General features: G+C 57.9%; 17 protein-coding genes. 16 read left to right on the forward strand and 1 reads right to left on the reverse strand.

Annotation, left to right across the window (positions count from 1 at the left end; all coding sequences use genetic code 11):
• Positions 1-1,647, reverse strand: a complete 1,647-nt coding sequence (locus C3Z11_RS15515) for a right-handed parallel beta-helix repeat-containing protein (RefSeq protein ID WP_106478841.1) — start codon at positions 1,645-1,647, stop codon at positions 1-3.
• 199 nt (positions 1,648-1,846) lie between these two features.
• Between C3Z11_RS15515 and C3Z11_RS15520 the strand changes: the two genes are divergently transcribed.
• The 16 genes from C3Z11_RS15520 to C3Z11_RS15595 all read left to right on the forward strand — a co-directional run bounded on the left by C3Z11_RS15520 (position 1,847) and on the right by C3Z11_RS15595 (position 17,020).
• Positions 1,847-2,650 (forward strand): beta-ketoacyl synthase chain length factor, encoded by an 804-nt coding sequence (locus tag C3Z11_RS15520; protein ID WP_158701063.1) that lies wholly within the window; start codon positions 1,847-1,849, stop codon positions 2,648-2,650.
• Between the two features lie 93 nt (positions 2,651-2,743).
• The gene (locus C3Z11_RS15525) at positions 2,744-3,019 is read left to right on the forward strand and encodes a phosphopantetheine-binding protein (protein ID WP_106478843.1); all 276 of its coding nucleotides are present in this window, start codon (positions 2,744-2,746) and stop codon (positions 3,017-3,019) included.
• 132 nt (positions 3,020-3,151) lie between these two features.
• Positions 3,152-3,751 carry a COG4648 family protein gene (locus tag C3Z11_RS15530; protein WP_262927443.1) on the forward strand — a complete coding sequence of 200 codons (600 nt, stop codon included), beginning with the start codon at positions 3,152-3,154 and terminating at the stop codon, positions 3,749-3,751.
• 2 nt (positions 3,752-3,753) lie between these two features.
• Entirely contained in the window at positions 3,754-5,487 is a 1,734-nt protein-coding gene (locus tag C3Z11_RS15535) for an AMP-binding protein (RefSeq protein WP_262927444.1), read from the forward strand.
• The gene (locus tag C3Z11_RS15540) at positions 5,480-6,229 is read left to right on the forward strand and encodes a glycosyltransferase family 2 protein (RefSeq protein ID WP_106478845.1); all 750 of its coding nucleotides are present in this window, start codon (positions 5,480-5,482) and stop codon (positions 6,227-6,229) included. Before C3Z11_RS15535 ends, C3Z11_RS15540 begins: the two co-directional genes overlap by 8 nt.
• Positions 6,226-7,212 carry an LpxL/LpxP family acyltransferase gene (locus C3Z11_RS15545; RefSeq protein ID WP_158701064.1) on the forward strand — a complete coding sequence of 329 codons (987 nt, stop codon included), beginning with the start codon at positions 6,226-6,228 and terminating at the stop codon, positions 7,210-7,212. Before C3Z11_RS15540 ends, C3Z11_RS15545 begins: the two co-directional genes overlap by 4 nt.
• A complete protein-coding gene (locus C3Z11_RS15550; protein WP_106478846.1) occupies positions 7,205-7,669 on the forward strand; it encodes an acyl-CoA thioesterase in 465 nt (154 codons plus the stop codon). Before C3Z11_RS15545 ends, C3Z11_RS15550 begins: the two co-directional genes overlap by 8 nt.
• Positions 7,666-8,250 carry an outer membrane lipoprotein carrier protein LolA gene (locus tag C3Z11_RS15555; RefSeq protein ID WP_106478847.1) on the forward strand — a complete coding sequence of 195 codons (585 nt, stop codon included), beginning with the start codon at positions 7,666-7,668 and terminating at the stop codon, positions 8,248-8,250. Before C3Z11_RS15550 ends, C3Z11_RS15555 begins: the two co-directional genes overlap by 4 nt.
• Positions 8,240-10,564, forward strand: a complete 2,325-nt coding sequence (locus tag C3Z11_RS15560) for an MMPL family transporter (RefSeq protein WP_262927445.1) — start codon at positions 8,240-8,242, stop codon at positions 10,562-10,564. Before C3Z11_RS15555 ends, C3Z11_RS15560 begins: the two co-directional genes overlap by 11 nt.
• A 9-nt stretch (positions 10,565-10,573) precedes the next feature.
• Entirely contained in the window at positions 10,574-11,845 is a 1,272-nt protein-coding gene (locus C3Z11_RS15565) for an NAD(P)/FAD-dependent oxidoreductase (RefSeq protein ID WP_262927446.1), read from the forward strand.
• 37 nt (positions 11,846-11,882) lie between these two features.
• Positions 11,883-12,455 carry a DUF3261 domain-containing protein gene (locus C3Z11_RS15570; RefSeq protein WP_106478849.1) on the forward strand — a complete coding sequence of 191 codons (573 nt, stop codon included), beginning with the start codon at positions 11,883-11,885 and terminating at the stop codon, positions 12,453-12,455.
• A 10-nt stretch (positions 12,456-12,465) separates the two neighbouring features.
• Positions 12,466-13,641 (forward strand): beta-ketoacyl-ACP synthase, encoded by a 1,176-nt coding sequence (locus tag C3Z11_RS15575; RefSeq protein WP_106478850.1) that lies wholly within the window; start codon positions 12,466-12,468, stop codon positions 13,639-13,641.
• Positions 13,638-14,090: an ApeP family dehydratase gene (locus C3Z11_RS15580; protein WP_106478851.1), complete on the forward strand. Its 453-nt coding sequence runs from the start codon at positions 13,638-13,640 to the stop codon at positions 14,088-14,090. Before C3Z11_RS15575 ends, C3Z11_RS15580 begins: the two co-directional genes overlap by 4 nt.
• The gene (gene fabG / locus C3Z11_RS15585; RefSeq protein ID WP_106478852.1) at positions 14,087-14,812 is read left to right on the forward strand and encodes a 3-oxoacyl-ACP reductase FabG; all 726 of its coding nucleotides are present in this window, start codon (positions 14,087-14,089) and stop codon (positions 14,810-14,812) included. The genes C3Z11_RS15580 and fabG overlap by 4 nt, the downstream gene beginning before the upstream one ends.
• Positions 14,813-15,112: 300 nt before the next feature.
• The gene (locus C3Z11_RS15590; RefSeq protein ID WP_262927447.1) at positions 15,113-15,565 is read left to right on the forward strand and encodes an excinuclease ATPase subunit; all 453 of its coding nucleotides are present in this window, start codon (positions 15,113-15,115) and stop codon (positions 15,563-15,565) included.
• Between the two features lie 213 nt (positions 15,566-15,778).
• The gene (locus C3Z11_RS15595; protein ID WP_106478853.1) at positions 15,779-17,020 is read left to right on the forward strand and encodes a dicarboxylate/amino acid:cation symporter; all 1,242 of its coding nucleotides are present in this window, start codon (positions 15,779-15,781) and stop codon (positions 17,018-17,020) included.
• Positions 17,021-17,095 lie beyond the last annotated feature (75 nt).

The following is a 17,095-nucleotide window of genomic DNA, read 5'->3' on the forward strand; positions in this document are numbered from 1 at the left end:
TCAATAAGGATGAAATATTTGAATATTGAACGCGTCAGGTGTTTTTGGTTGATCCGAACCACGCGCCTTGAAATGAAACACGAAGCCCTTGTACGCCTTGTATTTCTGCGCGCCCGAGTAGGCCGGCAAGTAACTGATACCATCAAGATAAATACCACTATCGTCGACGGTCACGGTGACAATAGGTTCGCGGAACTCAAATTCCCCTTTGGTAAATGACAGCTCGACCTGCCCCTCTTCTCTTATTTCGTTGTGACTGAAAAACGCTGAGCCAGTAGCGTCCTTATCCTCTTTGCGCCATTTCACAAACTGTGGCACGCCGGTAAGTGCTTCGCGGACGTCCTTGGTTTCCTTGATCTTGACCGGCACCTTACCGACGATCCCCGGACGCGCCCGGTTGATCTGGTATTCGTCGTACAATAGCTTGTCGTCACTATCGGTCTTTGAGGCAAAACGCAGCTTGCCCTTCCATACGCCGTCTTTGGTGATCTCGGCATCGCTGTCGAACTCGATGTTGCCGTTGGCGCCGCTATGACGAAATACGATCGGATTGACGTGATTGCGCGCCTTGGCCTGGCTGCCCTGGATGACGAACGGCACATTGCCTGCCCAGTCATCGCTCTCGGCACGTAGCATCGAAGGCGTCATGCGCACCGCATTGCCCGTCGAGCGGCGAGCCACGACGTCAGAACTGGTCACCGAAACGCCGCCCATGTGGCCGGAATGCGTCTCGGAAGAAAACATGTCACGCCACCCGAACACGCACTTATTGGCACTGGCGAAGCAGTTCATGATCTGCTGTTTCATCGTCGTGCGTACGCAGGGCCAATTCTTATCGCCGCCGTTACGCCGCTCCCACCAGTTCCCGATGAAGTTGGAGTCATAGATCAGCTTGGCAAGAATCGCATCGCCTTTGATGTTCTCGAAGATATTGTCCTGAAACGTGGCGCCGTTCAGCGCGCCTTCAAAGATGATCGCGTTTTCGCAGTAGTTGAATTCATTACCGATAAAGCGTGCAGTAGTGGATTGACCGTTGTTTATGTCATGCACCATCACGCCGTAATGCGTGCCGACGAAGGCACAGCGGACAAGGTTGTAATTAACCATGATTTCGTCCACCTCGATGGCGATCTTGCCGTTCGAGAAGGAGACGTTTTCTATCACGGTGTTGTAACCACTGCTGTTGATGAACACGACATCTTTTTGATCGAGCGCGCTGAAGTTCAGGTCACGCACGACCGGGCCATGATTTTTGAACATGGCACCTTTCAATTCCGGACGGGGAACGAAGCGTGCATGTTCATCGCTTTTCCAGCGCTGGCGACCCGACCCGGTCAGATTCTTGCCACGCAGATCAACGGTGCGCCCAATCGCATAATCACCGGGAGGCACATGAATGGTGGTCACAATCTGTGAGCGCGCCATCTTGGTAAAGGCTGATGAGCTATCCTTCTTGCCGGTAGGGTCGGCGCCCCAGTACAAGGCATTTTCAAGCTGCAGCGATTTAAGCGCATCGCGTCCTCCCTCGCTCTGTGTCTCGGCAGCATGCGCAGAAGACGACAGCGCCCCGCCTAGCGTGGCCGCTGGCAGCATCAGCATTGAGCTGCGAATCAAGCGGCGGCGGAGCTCATCCTTGGGTTGGGTCATGGTATTTCCTTTTTCTCCAGCACTAAGGGCGCTACATAAACAATCAAACCGCATCGTAGCAGCGCCAGATATCAACTTTTCCCCACTATCATCAACGAGCATCATGGCGGCGTGCCGTGCCGTTTCGCCACTATTCGTTTCTCGCAGGTATTAAGTCTTTCGGGTATGAATGTTTGTTCTCGCGGGACGAACGCTTACAATGCGCCAATATCCTGACCGGCGAGCTTTCAAACGCGATATGCCTGTTCAACATCCGTTACCTTCGAGTCCGTCAGTATTTCTTAGAGATTGGCGCGCATGGCTTCCAGTTCCCGAAGACGCCTCTTCATTCGATGATAGTCGCATCATTGAAAGCGATACGCCGCAGGCCGCCAATGTCCCGGCCATGCTGAGGCGGCGACTGACACCGCTGGGTCGCGCGATCTGTGAAATGCTCGACATGATCAATGCTGGCAAGGACAATCTACCGATCATTCATGCCTCACAGCACGGTGATGGTCATCGTCCACTCGATATGCTCGACACCATTGCAGCGGGCGACGCCTTGTCGCCGACACGCTTTAGCCTGTCGGTACACAACGCCATCTTGGGTATTTATTCGATCGCGGCGGGGCATCACGCTAGCATGGCAGCACTTGCCGCAGGCGGTGAAGAATTCGAAGGCTTGCTGCATGAGACGCGGGGCTATTTCGCGGAAGGCATCGATGAAGTAGCTGTGGTGCTAAGCGACAGTCCCTTACCGGAACGTTACCGCGCCCAGGCGGTGTCCGCTACAGTGCCGTCGGCTATCGTGATGCGGCTATCTCGACATGAAGGCCTGCCCATCGTTGCCGAACCTGATCCCACCAGGGAGCAGGGTGCAACGCGCATCACACCGAGGCATTTGGTTGATTGGCTTTCAGGTGGCGAAGCACTACATACTCGACGCCCTGCGCTGCGCTGGACAATAACTTCCTGTGCCCATGCCACCGCAGCGGACACGGCGCAGCGCGATACTCGCTGACGGATATGTCTGTCTTCATTACAAGACACTTATTTTATTATTCGTGCATACGCTGATCTGGCGTGTTGCCAATGACCGCATTAAGGAAGTTACATGGCGAATACACCCCTGACGCCACTTGAGCATGAGCTCGCCACATTGATCATTGATACCCTCGAACTTGAGGATGTCACACCCAGCGACATCGCGCCAAAAGCACCGCTGTTTGGGGAAGGGCTGGGACTCGACTCGATCGATGCGCTCGAGCTCGGCCTCGCACTGCAAAAACGCTATGGGATCAAGCTTGATAACGATGCCGAAGACAATCGCGAGCACTTCGCCAGTCTAAGCAGCCTCGCCGCGCTGGTCGAAACGCGGCGCGTCAGTTGATTAGCCTCGATAGATCCGTCGTATGAGAGTCTTGGTTTTCAAATACTGCCTAACATCGGTGCTCATGCTCCGGTTAGCTGCCCCTTTTTTGCTGGCTCATAGCGAGCGCGTACGTTCCAGCATGAGGCGCCGATGAATCAGGCCAAGCAGCTGGCTACCCAGCAGCCTGACACGCATCGGGCTTCATTACCTCGCAGCGTTGGGCAGTGGATAATGGCCGTGCTGTTGCTGCTTTATCCCGTGGCGATCTGGTGGATGCTTCCCCGCTGGGGCAGTGGCCCGCTGCTTGCTATCGGGATAGTCATGCTTAGCTTGCGGGCATGGAAAAGTGGTCAGTGGCTCCTGCATGGGGTGATCGCACTGCCTCTCGTTGCTCTGGTGCTGCTTGGCGAACATGAACTGGGATTACGTTGCTATCCGGTCATCGTCAATCTGTCCATGCTGTGGTTGTTTGCTTCCAGCTTGCGCACCTCCATGCCACTTATCGAGCGCCTAGCCCGGCTCAAGGAACCTCAACTGCCTCCTGCCGGTGTACGTTATACACGCCGCGTTACGCAGGTATGGAGTCTGTTTTTTGCCTTGAATACGCTGGCTTCGCTGTGGACAGCGATTTACGCTGATCTGTCCACCTGGACACTCTATAACGGAATGATGACTTATGTGCTCACAGCCACTGTAATGGCGATCGAGTTTATCGTGCGCCAGTACGTACGCCGCCGGGCATCGACATGATAATGAACGCTCCCTCCGCGTCTGACGTTGAACTGCTGAACGCTCCCTGGCGATCTCAGGATCCGTCCCGCATCGTGGCCTATGCGCCTGATCGGGCATGTACGCTAAAAGCGCTTCATGCACGTATCGCAGCGTGGCAGACAGTGCCCTGTAACCCTGAGCAGCCTATCGCCCTGTTCGAGCCGAACCCTTGGGAGTTCACCTGCGCATTGCTCGCCTGTTGGCATCTTGGCTATCGACTATGGCTACCCGGCGACAATCGCCCGGAAACCGTGGAGAGGCTGACAGCGAAGGGAGCATTATTAATCGGCACCCTGCCCGGTGGCTGGCGGCCATTAGACAATGCCCCCCAATCAGTGCGGTGGGGAGAGCTCAATCAAGACGCTATCGCCGTCGAGCTCTTCACCTCAGGATCAAGCGGCGCACCGACCCGTATTGCCAAGACGTTTGCCCAGCTCGCCTCGGAAACAGACGTACTGGCACGTACCTGGCCACTGGCCGAGGGGGTCGTCATCAGTCAGGTCAGCCATCAGCACATTTATGGCCTGACCTCGGCCATTCTTCGAGCGCTTTGCGAACAACGCCCTTTTTCGCTTGCGACCTGTAGCTATCCGGAAACGCTGGCTCAGTATCTTGAGGCTATGCCAGTGAGTGCGCTTATCAGCTCGCCAGCACAGCTTGAACGCCTTCCGACGACACTGGGTGCCACTTCGTATCGTATCGCACAGATATATTCCTCTGGCGCGCCACTGGCGAAAAGCAGCGCAGAACATGCTGAACACCTGCTTAAAGCGTCCGTCATTGAACTCTATGGCAGCTCTGAAACCGGAGGCATCGGCTGGCGTCGCCAGCATCAGGCCAGCGATTGGACCGTCCTGGACGATGTGGAAATCAAGGTTGTAGATGACCTGCTGCAGCTACGCTCGCCACGTCTGGCCCAGCCAACCCAGTGGCTTATGCATGCTGATCGAGTGGCACTGCATGATTCACATCACTTCACCCTGCTGGGGCGCGCTGATCGAATTGCCAAGATCGGCGGCAAGCGCGTATCGCTTGAAGGCTTGGCACGTCATCTTGAACATCAGCCCAATGTCCTGCGTGCCCACTGCGTCGAGATAGATCATTCAGGCGGACGCATCGGCGCACTTGTTCAGCTCGATGCAGCACAGCTTCCCCATGATCACGCCACGCGACGCGCCTTGATCATGGCGCTGCGTGACCATCTAGGACAAGCCTTTGAGCCGGTTGTACTGCCGCGTTTCTGGCGTTTTGTTGAAGACTGGCCCGTCAATGCCCAGGGCAAACTGACACAAATGACTATTGCGCGTCTGTTTGCCGACCTTGACGATCGAAAGCGCCCGCGCTGGCTCGGCGAACGATTTAATACACCTGAGCAAGTCACTATCACGCTCGAAATTCCCGAGCGGCTGGCGCAACTCAATGGTCATTTCCCTGCACGCCCCATCGTACCGGGCGTTGTCATCGTGCAGTGGGCTTCTGCACTGGCAACCGAGTTATTCGGCTGCGACGCATGGCATACACTTGAGCGCATCAAGTTCCCCCTGCCGCTAGTACCCGGCGAGCGCACGATAATGACATTAATCCGCAGTAGTGCGACACGTATCGATTTCAAGCTCGAATCACGCCACGGCATCCATGCCAGCGGCCGCGGCTTGCATAACTCCTTGCCACTCCCCCAGGCCACCATGCCAAGAGGCGGTAACGCGCATGTTTAATGCCTGCATTATTATTCCGGTCTATGACCATGAAGGCGCCATCGAGGCAACCTGCACCAACGTGCGCCCTCTGGGATTGCCGATCATCCTTATCGATGATGGTAGCCACGAGCCCTGTGCTCAGCTGCTCGACCAGCTCAAGCAGCGTGAAAATCACTACCTGGTTCGGCTGACACGCAACTGTGGCAAGGGTGCAGCGGTACGCGCCGGTCTTGCCGAAGCCGAGCGGCTTGGCTTTACCCATGCCCTGCAGATCGATGCCGACGGCCAGCATGATGTCGCTGATCTGCCGCCCTTTCTGAAAAGTGCTCAGCAGTTCCCCGAAGCGATGACGATCGGCTATCCATGCTTTGACGAAAGCGTACCGCGTCATCGCTACTACTCTCGTTACATCACCCATGTGTGGGTCTGGATCAATACGCTGTCACTGACGATACGTGACAGCATGTGCGGGGTGCGGCTCTATCCGCTCGGCGCACTCAATCGTATGCTGCATCGCTATTCCTGCGGTAATCGCATGGAATTCGATACCGAGGTGCTGGTGCGTTGGTACTGGCGCGGCGGCAAGATCAACAATCTGCCGGTACATGTCCACTACCCGCTTGATGGGGTATCGCATTTCCGACTGTTCCGCGACAACGTATTGATGGCGCGCATGCACCTACGCTTGACCGTCGGCATGCTGTTGCGCGCCTACCGTTTGTACACCAGGCGCACTGCAGAAAGGCAGCACGGCTCATGAGTCAGCAGCATTGGTCAAACGTCAAGGAGTCGGGATCGGTGCTCGGCATGAAAATCATGCTGAGCATTTACCGTCGCTTCGGTGAGCTGCCCTTTCTGATCGCGCTCGCCCCGGTCAGCGTCTATTACTGGTGCCGCAATCCGCTTGCCCGGCGTGCTTCAAAGGAGTATCAACGCCGCTTCAGGGCCACCTACCCCGACAAGCCACTGCCACGCCTGACTACACTGCGCCACTTCATGGCGTTTGGTGTCACCATGCTCGACAAGGTACGTGCCCTGCACGGCGAAGTAGCGCTTTCCCAGATCGACAATCTCGACCGGGAAACGATGCGCGAAGCTATAGAATCCAAGCAGGGCGGCGTGATTTTAGTTACCCACATCGGTAATCATGAGATATGTCAGGCGCTGTCGTCATCACGTGACGATCTACGCCTGAGTCTTCTGATGCATACGCACCACGCACAGAAATTCAATGCCCTGTTGAAGGAAAGCCGCCGCCCCGGCGCAGTGGATATCATCGAAGTCACCGATATCGGCCCCGATACGGCGCAGCGTCTGAAAGAGCGCATCGATGGTGGAGGGTTTGTGGTCATTGCCGCCGATCGCGAGCCGATCGGCGAACAGGGCCGAGCACGCTCGCTCAACTTTCTCGGTGCTCCTGCAGCGTTTCCGGAAGGCGCCTTCTGGCTGACGCTGCTGTTGCGCTGCCCCGTCTATCTTCTGATCTGCGCCCGCGACGGCAAGACGTTCAATGTCCATTTCGAACCCCTTGGCGACAGCCGTGGGGTTAAACGACGCGAGCGCGACAGCTGGATTGGTGAACAGATGCAGCAGTTTGCCCAGCGTCTTGAGCACTATTGCACGCGCTATCCCCTGCAGTGGTTCAACTTCTATCCGTTCTGGAGCGAAGCGCCCGAACGGCAAAAAGCCCAGCAGTCGCCAGGCGTCTGCAGCAAGCAGCCCAGCGAGAATGCTCATGGATGACGATCAGTGCGGCACCATTGCTGAACCACGGCTGAGTCATTCTGACCAGAAGCCAAGCGTCGAGGTCGAACTCACTGTCGCGTTCCATGATGTCGATATGATGGAGATCGTCTGGCATGGCCACTATGCACGCTACTTTGAAGCGGCGCGCGATGCCCTGCTCGATCGTCTTGATTATAACTACGCGCAGATGCGTGCCTCCGGCTATAGCTGGCCTGTGGTCGATATGCGTCTACGCTATGCGCGTCCAGCCCGCTTCAAGCAGCGCTTACGGGTGCGTGCCACCCTGAGCGAATGGCAGCAGCGCATGAAAATTGTTTATGAGATTCGTGACGCCGAGAGCGGCGAACGCTTAACGCGCGGACATACCGTACAGGTTGCGGTCGAACTCACCAGCGGTGTGTTATGTTCGCGCTCACCCGCCGCTCTGATTGACCGTCTGGAGAAGCTCACATGATTTATTCGATGCTTATGGCGCTGCGCCTCCCTCTGTTACTCGCAATGCTGGTGCTGCCGCTTTCCGCTCAGGCGATGTCGCTCGATGAGCTTAATGCTCAGCTGTCACAAACCGCTAAGCTCTCGGGACGCTTCGTACAAGAGCGTTATCTCAAGGATCTCGATACGACGCTTGAAAGCCATGGCCGTTTCGATTACGTGCGCGGCAAAGAAGTGCACTGGCATCTGGAAAAGCCGGTCGAAGAGGAACTGACGCTCGACAAGCAAGGCATTCATCGCGATGGTCAGCCGATCGATGATGACCCTTCCGGTGTAGCACGCCTGATCCTGCAGCTGATGGACGGCAATCTGCAGGCACTGGATGATCGCTTTCGCATTTCGCTTGAAGGCGACAAGGACGCCTGGCAAGCGCTGCTGATCCCTCGCCAACCGGGACTTGCCAACTATATTGATGCCGTGCGTTTGTCCGGCGGTCGTCTGCTCGATCGCGTTCAGATGAACATGCACGATGGCGACCGGCTCACCGTCTTGCTTGATGCCGAATCTACCGCAGCAAAGGCCACCGATGCCGATGCGCCATAAACGCCTGCGCCTTGTGCTCGCCTGGAGCTGGGCGGCATTGCTTGTGGTCTGTACGGTATTTGGCATCAAGGCTTTTGAGGACGATACCCGCTTTGATACACGCGTCACTGCGCTGCTGCCCGAGACACGTCAGAACCCGCTGATCGATCGCGCTAACGACCAGCTCGGCAAGCTGTTTGCCGACCGCTTCGTGCTGCTGGTCGAAGCTGACGATTTACAGGGCGCAACCGCGGCCCTCGCCGAAGCGCTTGACCAATCAAGCGCAATCGAGTCACTGCGCTGGCGCCCCGATGACTTTATCAACGCCAATGTCTTCGATGTGCTCGGCCCCTATCGTTATCGTCTGATCGACGATGCCACACGAACGCACATCGAGTCCGGCGAGACGGCAACGCTGCGTGATGAAGCGCTGCGTCAGCTTTTTTCCCCTACCGGTATCAAGCCGGACCCGCTTCATGACCCGTTCGGCTTACTGCAGCACTGGCTGACACGCCAGATGCCGCAAATATTCAGTACGCACGATAATCTGGTCACGGTAGAGGCCGGCACAGCCCAGTCACATGATGAACGCCGCGCCGCCGTCATCATTGCGACGTTGGCGGGCAATCCCTACGACATGAAGGTACAACATGCGCTCAGCGAAACGCTGGACACGTTCAGCGCTGCGCATCCCGACGTCCGCCTGCTTCACTCCGGTCTTGTCTTTCACGCCACTGATGGCGCACGTCAGGCCAAGCGCGAGATCAGTACGCTGGGGCTGGGCGCGTTGATTGGCTTGATTGCGCTACTTTTGGTCGTCTTCCGCTCCCCGCTCACGCTGGCTACATTACTGCTACCGTTGGCCGGCGGTGGGTTGTTCGCCTTTGCGCTGACGTCTTTGTTGTTCGATAGCATTCATCTGCTGACCATCGCCTTCGGCACCAGTCTGATCGGCGTGGCCATCGACTATGCCATTCACTTGCAGTGCGCACGCGCCACGCAAGGTGAGCGCTTCAGCTTGAGGCACATGCTGCCGGGCCTGACACTAGGCTTGATCTCCAGCGTGCTGGCTTATCTTGCCCAGGCACTGACACCAATGCCGGGACTGACCCAAATGGCGTTGTTCGCTACCTTCGGGCTAATAGGCGCCTGGCTGACCGTCGTGCTTTGGTTGCCACTATGGCGCGTACGCCCTTCGCAAAGCGCTGATACTATTGCTAACCGATTGTGGCGACTGTTCGAGACGCTACGTGGCCGGTTGGGCGTAAAGAGTGCGCTTTTGCTTGCTGCCGTGGCACTGTTGACCATTTTCGTTGGCCTGAAAAGCGACGATAGCCTGCGCTTGATCAACACCTCCTCGCCGACACTGCTCAGCGAGGAAGGCGAAGTGCAATCACTGCTTGGGCGCGATACCGGCACGCTTTACCTATTAGTCACAGCTAGCAGCGCCGAGGCGTGGCTTGAAAAGGCCGAAAGATTAACGCCTCAGTTCGACACATTGATCAGCCAGGGGCATCTTGGCAGCTATGCCAGCCTGACCCAACAGGTTCCCTCGGCAACCCGTCAGGACGCCAACCTGCGAGACGTACGCACGCTCTACCGGCGTGAGCTGCCTATGCTCTATCAGCAAGCCGGGTTGCCCGAAGCGCTTGTCTCACGCGCCATGAACACGCTCGATGACGTACCCAGGCTTACGATTGATGCCTGGCTGGCAAGCCCGTTGGGGGAAAGCGATCGCCGGTTGTGGTTAGGCGATGACGAGCATGGCGGCGTTGCCGGTGTCATTGTCTTCAGTGGGGCTTTTGATGCCGAGGCCCGTCAGGCAATGACAACGCTGGATAGCGATTCGCCTGACATCGAATTCGTTGACCGTGTCGATAAGCTATCCACCATTCTCGGTGAGCTGCGCCGTGAAATCGCCGGCTGGGTTGCTCTGGCCCTTGCGGTTGTGACGCTTTTGCTGATAGTACGCTACCGACGCCGGACCTGGCGGGTTATTGCCCCGGCCGCCGGCGCTCTGCTTGTTGTCCTTGCCAGCTATGCCGTGAGCGGCGTCAGTCTCAACCTGTTCCATCAGCTTGCCCTGCTTTTGGTTTTGGGGATCGGGCTGGATGCGGGCATCTTCGCAACGGAGCACCCCGGCGCCCGTCATGCATGGCTCGCGATTACGCTCTCGACAATTTCCAGCCTGCTTGCGTTTGGCCTGCTTGCCTTCAGCGCCACGCAGGTATTACATCATATCGGCATGACCGCATTGATTGGCCTGCTCGCCGTGTGGCTGCTGGTGCCTCTGGTACAGCCACGTCTACCCGTGCACCTCGAACCTGACCATTGACCGCCTGCCATGGAACAACGCTACACCATGAATGAAGCATCACCGCCCGAGGAACACATCTCTACCGATGTGGCCATTATCGGTGCCGGGCCTGCCGGCGCCGTGGCCGCTAGCGTCCTGCTCCGTCACGGCTTGGCCGTGCAGGTTATCGAGCGCACCCATTTTCCGCGCTTCTCTATCGGTGAGAGCCTGCTTCCCCAATGCATGATCCATCTTGAAGAAGCCGGACTGCTTGAAGCCGTCCAGACCGGGCGCTACCAATCCAAAAATGGGGCTCGTTTTCAACGCGGCGATGAGATCGTCGATATCGATTTTCGCGACAAGTTCACCCCCGGTTGGGGCACGACGTTTCAGGTCGAGCGTGCCGATTTCGACCAGCGCCTGATCGCCGCAGCCGAGGCCTCTGGCGCCACGGTCCGCTTCGGTGAGACGGTGACCGCCTTTTACGCTGACCCGCTAGCTCCTGCACTTGATATTCTCCGCGAAGACGGCTCACGCTACCGCCTCAATGCGCGCTTCGTACTCGATGCCAGCGGTTACGCTCGCGTGCTGGCGCAGTTGGAAGGGCTCTGCCGCGATGCCCGCCTCGAATCGCGCATGGCGGTGTTTACCCACGTTGAGGATCACATTACCGACGATCATTATGACCGTGACAAGGTACTGATTGGCCTGCACCCTCGCCACGCCTCGGTATGGTCGTGGCTGATTCCGTTCTCAAACGGCCGCGCGTCGCTCGGTTTTGTCGGCGATAGCACCATTATCGAGGCCTGCGGCGACTCCCCGCAGGCAAGGCACGCTGCCCTGTTGAACGATGATCCTCAGCTGAGTGCCCTACTGCGCGATGCCCGGCCGTGCCGTGATATAGGCGTACTGAAAGGCTACAGCGCTGACGTGACGCACCTGCATGGCCCCGGTTATGCCTTGCTTGGTAACGCCGGCGAGTTCCTCGATCCCGTCTTCTCGTCAGGGGTGACCATCGCCATCCGTTCGGCCAGTCAAGCCGCCGGGTTGGTGGCGCGCCAGTTAAACGGTGAGACACCCGACTGGGCGACAGAATTCGAAGCGCCACTGCGTCGTGGCATCGATACCTTTCGCGCCTTTGTCGAGGCCTGGTATGACGGTCGCCTGCCAGCGATCATCTTCCACCCCAATCCACCGGAATATCTAAAACGCATGATCAGCGCCGTGCTGGCCGGCTACGCCTGGGATCTTGACAATCCTTTCGCCGCCGAGCCGCGTCGGCGACTCGACAGTCTGGCTGAGCTGTGCGCTCACTCATGATGCATTCACTACTGCTTATCGCTGCAAGGCGGACCTTATGACCTTACGCTTATCGTGGATGTGCTTGGCGGCGATGCTGATGCTTGGCGTCATCAGTCTTGGCGGCTGCGTTGGGCCCAGTATTGCGCCGACACCTAAGCTCACTCACCCTGAAGCCCCACAGACCCTGACCCGCCTGCTCAACTTCGAGCCGATCAAGGCTGAAAGCGAGCCACCACAGACGCTGCTGGCCGTGATCCGTCTTGCTGATGATCAGCTCCGCGTTGTCATCGCTATGCCCACCGGACAGCGCCTGCTGACCTTGGTGCATGATGATCAAGGTGCGCGTTTTACCCAGCAGCTGATGGACCCTCCCTTTCCTGCTGCATGGCTTGCAACGCGGCTCGAATGGGGGTTATGGCCCTATACTGCGCTCGCCACTGCCTGGCAAGGCAGCGAGTGGCGCATTGTCAGCTCAGCACCGTCGCAGGCCAATGCGCGTCAAACCCGTGGTGATCGCGATATCTACCACGGTGATACGCTGATGGCGCATCTCGACTACCGCGCTGATGGCAGCGTCCTGCTTATCGATCACGAAGGCGGCTACCGCCTGACCATTTCTCCGTTATGAGGCCAGCGTTATGACTCACGCCATAGGCTGTCGCCTTTCCGCCCCAGGTATCATCTGTAGCCTCGGCATACGCCATGAAGATGTCGTTGACGCACTGCGCAGCGGCCAGCGCGGGTTGAGCGTGACTGAAGCCTTCACCCCTGGCCGGCCGTTGCCGCTCGGTCAGGTTAACGTCACGCTCCCTTCAACCGAAGGCTGGCCCGAGGATCACAAGAGCCGCAACAATCAATTGATCGCGGCGACATTGGACGCGTTAGGTGATGCACTGCCTGCCACCCTCAAGCGTTTTGCCCCTGAGCGCATCGGCGTGGTCATGGGTACCAGCACCTCTGGCGTACTTGAAACAGAACGCGCCATTGCCCGTACTGGCCCCGGTAACGATTTTGATGATGAGTATCGCTACACCCGCCAGGAACTCGGTGCACCCGCGAAATTCATTGCCGAACGTCTCGCCCTCACCGGCCCGGCCTGGACGTTATCCACGGCATGCAGCTCCGGTGCACGCGCCTTGGCCGCAGCGCGCCGGCTATTGCTCTCCGGTCAATGCGATGCGGTGATTGCCGGTGGCGCTGATTCGCTCTGTGGGTTGACCGTTAATGGTTTCGCCTCGCTTGAAGCGGTCAGTGACGCGCCCTGCCAGCCGTGTTCCGCTAACCGGCGCGGCATCAATATCGGCGAAGCCGCCGCATTGTTCATCGTTACCCGTGAGCCCGGCGGTATTCAGCTGACGGGCTATGGCGAATCCTCCGATGCGCATCATATTTCAGCACCGGACCCGGAAGGACGCGGCGCGGCAAAGGCAATGCGCGACGCGCTATCGATGGCGAAGTTACCACCTGACGCTATCGGCTATCTCAACCTGCATGGCACTGCGACCGAGCATAACGATGTGATGGAAGCCCGCGCAGTGCACGCTGTCTTTACCGATTCACTACCCGCCAGCAGTTCAACCAAATCACTGACCGGCCATACGCTGGGCGCGGCCGGTGCGCTCGAAGCCGCATTTTGCTGGCTGGCGCTGGAGCACGGGTTCTTGCCGCGCCACGTCTTCGATGGCAACTATGACCCGGCGCTGCCCCCGCTGCCGCTGGTGAGCAAGCCCCATGACGGCGTAGTTCAGCGCGCGCTGTCGAACTCCTTCGCTTTTGGTGGCAACAACATTGCGCTGCTGCTGGAACGCACATGAGCTACCCACCCATTGCCTCTCTGGTGCCCCATCAAGGCCCGATGTGCCTGCTTGACGACGTGATCGCCTGCGATGCGCGGAGCCTCACAGCCCGGGTAATACCACGACGAGATAGCCTGCTGGTCGATCTCGCGCGTCCCGAAGCGGGTATACCCGTGTGGGCCGGGCTTGAATGGATGGCGCAGGCCGTTGCTGCCTGGGCGGGACTCAACTCGCCCGCGGACATACCACCGCGTATCGGTCTGCTACTCGGCACCAAGCACTACAGCGCCACATGTGAGCATTTGCCTTTTGACGTGCCGGTCGACGTGGTCATTACGCTCGATTTTCAAGCCGACAATGGTCTGGGAACGTTCCAGGGCCAGCTGACTTGCCGTGGTGAACGCCTCGCCGAGGCCACCCTCAATGTCTTTCAACCTTCCGACTCAGACGAGCTGTTTACCTCATGACCGAGACCATTCTGGTAACCGGCGCTAGCCGTGGGATAGGCCGCGCCATCGCGCTACGTCTCGCCCGTGATGGCTTTGATATTGTGGTGCACTGCCGTAGCCGTGTAACAGAAGCCAACGTCATAGCCGATGACATCCGTGCCCTGGGCCGACAAGCCCGCGTCGTAGCGTTTGATGTCAGCGCACGCAATACGGTTCGGGAAACGCTTGAGCGCGATGTCGCCGAGCATGGCGCCTATTACGGCGTGATACTCAATGCCGGGATGACCCGCGATGCGCCCTTTCCCGCATTGACCGACGAGCAGTGGGATGGCGTGATCGATGCCAATCTCAATGGTTTCTACAATGTCCTGCGCCCGCTGGTAATGGCGATGATTCAACGCCGCAAGCCCGGAAGGATCGTCACGCTCTCCTCCGCTGCCGGCATGATGGGCAACCGTGGTCAGGTCAACTACAGCGCAGCCAAGGGTGGCCTGATTGCCGCGACCAAGGCATTGGCACTGGAACTCGCCAAGCGTCGCATCACCGTCAACTGCGTAGCACCGGGCTGGATTGCCACCGACATGACAGACGATGCAGTCGATCAGCAGACGCTGGCCCAGGTGCCCATGCGGCGCGTGGGTGAACCGGAGGAAGTCGCCGGTGCCATCAGCTTTCTGTGCTCGGCTGATGCGGCCTACATCACGCGTCAGGTCATTGCCGTCAATGGCGGGCTTTATTAGCGTTTGCCACATCAAAATCATCGTGCGCTACAGCAACGCAGCTATCGATATCAAACGGTTAGCTCGCAGGCTCAGATATAAATAGGCGCTACGCAAAAACAGGCCGCCGCTCATTTGGCCCCTGTTAATTTCGCTTTGTTTACATCGCGTAAACGGCTACATTGGGCACCGCTCGGCATATACAGGCGAAGCGATTCTGTCTGGCCTTATGGGCAGGCCGATAGCAGATAGACAGATGCTCGGCTTGCCTGCCGAAACGTCGTTTTCAGAACATGAGTAAGCAACATGGAGGGTCCATCCATGCCATTAAAGAGTTACTTGGCCGCTACCGCTGTATGTGCAGCATTTATCTGCGCTGTGCCGGGCCAGGCGCAAGCACGCGATACCTTTTACATGATGCCTTACAAGGATGTGCTGGCGCTGCCCGATGCTCAGCAGAAGCTTGACCCTGCCATTCGGATGTATTTCGGCGATCAGGTTCATCCGGAAATCCAGACGCGGCGCGGCGGCTATTTTACTGAGCGCAAGACCAACTCCGTGACTAAATCGGATGAAGGCGCCTGCCGCTGGGTCGCACTTTCCGCGCTGATCGACTTGCAGGAGCGTGCGCGTCAGGTCGGTGCCAATGCGATCGTCAATATCGTCAGCTACTACGATAAGCGCGAGAATTCCGACAACAATCGCTATGAGTGTCATGCCGGCAATGTGGTCGCGGGCGTCACGCTCAAGGGCGACATGGTAACCATCAAGTAGGCTGAGAAGCCCGTTTGAATCGCAACAGAAACCGCCTTCGGGCGGTTTTTGCGTTGATGCTTCGGCACAGCGTTAGCCACCCAACGCAGCGCGTGCTGGCAATAATTGCATTCATTAGCAGCATACGATTTTTCTCTTACGGCATCATCCGCCATAATCCTTCGCCTTTGGATATGCCAAGACACAGCAATAACGCGAGGGCAAAGCGGGAAAATGACAAAGAATATAATGAGTAATACCGGCGTCCAGGTCGTGGTAGCCATGATCGTTGGTGCGCTGGTCGGCGTCTGGATGGGTGAACAGGCCGCCATCTTTGCCCCGCTGGGTGATTTATTTATCAACCTGATCAAGATGCTGGTCGTGCCGCTGATTGCAGTCTCCATCATTGCCGGCGCAGCAGGGCTCGGCAATAGCTCAGCAGCGGGCAGGGTCGGTCTGACAACGCTGCTCTTCTTTCTACTGACCTCTGCCCTGGCGGTGGCTCTGGCGATCGCGATGGGCGTGCTATTCAAGCCGGGCGTGGGCGTCGATCTGAGTGCTTCGCTGTCAAGTGAGTATGCCGACAAGGGCGACGTGCCGGGCGTATGGGACACTATTCTAGGCATGATCCCGACCAATATTTTCGATGCGCTGTCTCAGGCCAATATCCTGCAGATTCTGGTGTTCTGCATGTTTCTCGGCATCGCCCTGACCAAGATTGATAAACAGCGCACCGCGCCACTGATCAGCGGCCTGCATACACTGATGGATGCGTTCGTGTGGATGATCAAGGTGGTGATGTGGATCGCCCCGATCGGCGTATTCGGGCTGATGGCCAATGCGGTCGGCACCTTCGGCTTCCACGTGCTTGAACTGATCGCCAAGCTGGTCGTGGTCTATCTTGTGGCCCTTCTGATCTACGGTTTCATCGTTTACCCGCTGATCGTCAAGTTCGGCTCGGATGTCCCGGTGGGGCGCTTTCTACGCCTGATGAAGAAGCCTCAGGTGGTGGCTCTTTCCACGGCCTCATCCATGGCCACGCTGCCGGTCAACATGGAGGTGGCCGAGAAGGAACTGAAGCTCTCCAACGAAACCTGTTCATTCGTGTTGCCGTTGGGTGCCACCATCAACATGAGCGGCAACGCGATCTATTACGGCCTGGCAGCGGTGTTCTTCGCTCAGGTTTTCGACGTTCAACTGGGATTCGGTGCCTATGCGGCGATCGTCTTCACCGCTACCGTCGGCGCGATCGGCCAAGCGGGCGTACCCGGCCCTTCGTTTCTGGTGGTCGCAGTGCTACTCGCTGCCGGCATTCCCATCGAAGGATTGCCGCTTCTGATCGCTCTCGATCGTATCTTCGATATGACCCGCACCGCGCTTAACATTACTGGTGATGTGGCCTGTGCCGCCGTGGTCGATCGTGTCATTACGCGAGCGGCCAAACGCACGCACGCCGCAAGTGAAACCAGCGTCTGAGCGCCATCGTGTCATACAAGAAAGGCCCACCGTCAGGTGGGCCTTTTTGATATCGGACAGCGCAGTTGATGCGCT

The organism is Phytohalomonas tamaricis, assembly GCF_003012345.1.
Classification (GTDB): Bacteria; Pseudomonadota; Gammaproteobacteria; order Pseudomonadales; family Halomonadaceae; genus Phytohalomonas; species Phytohalomonas tamaricis.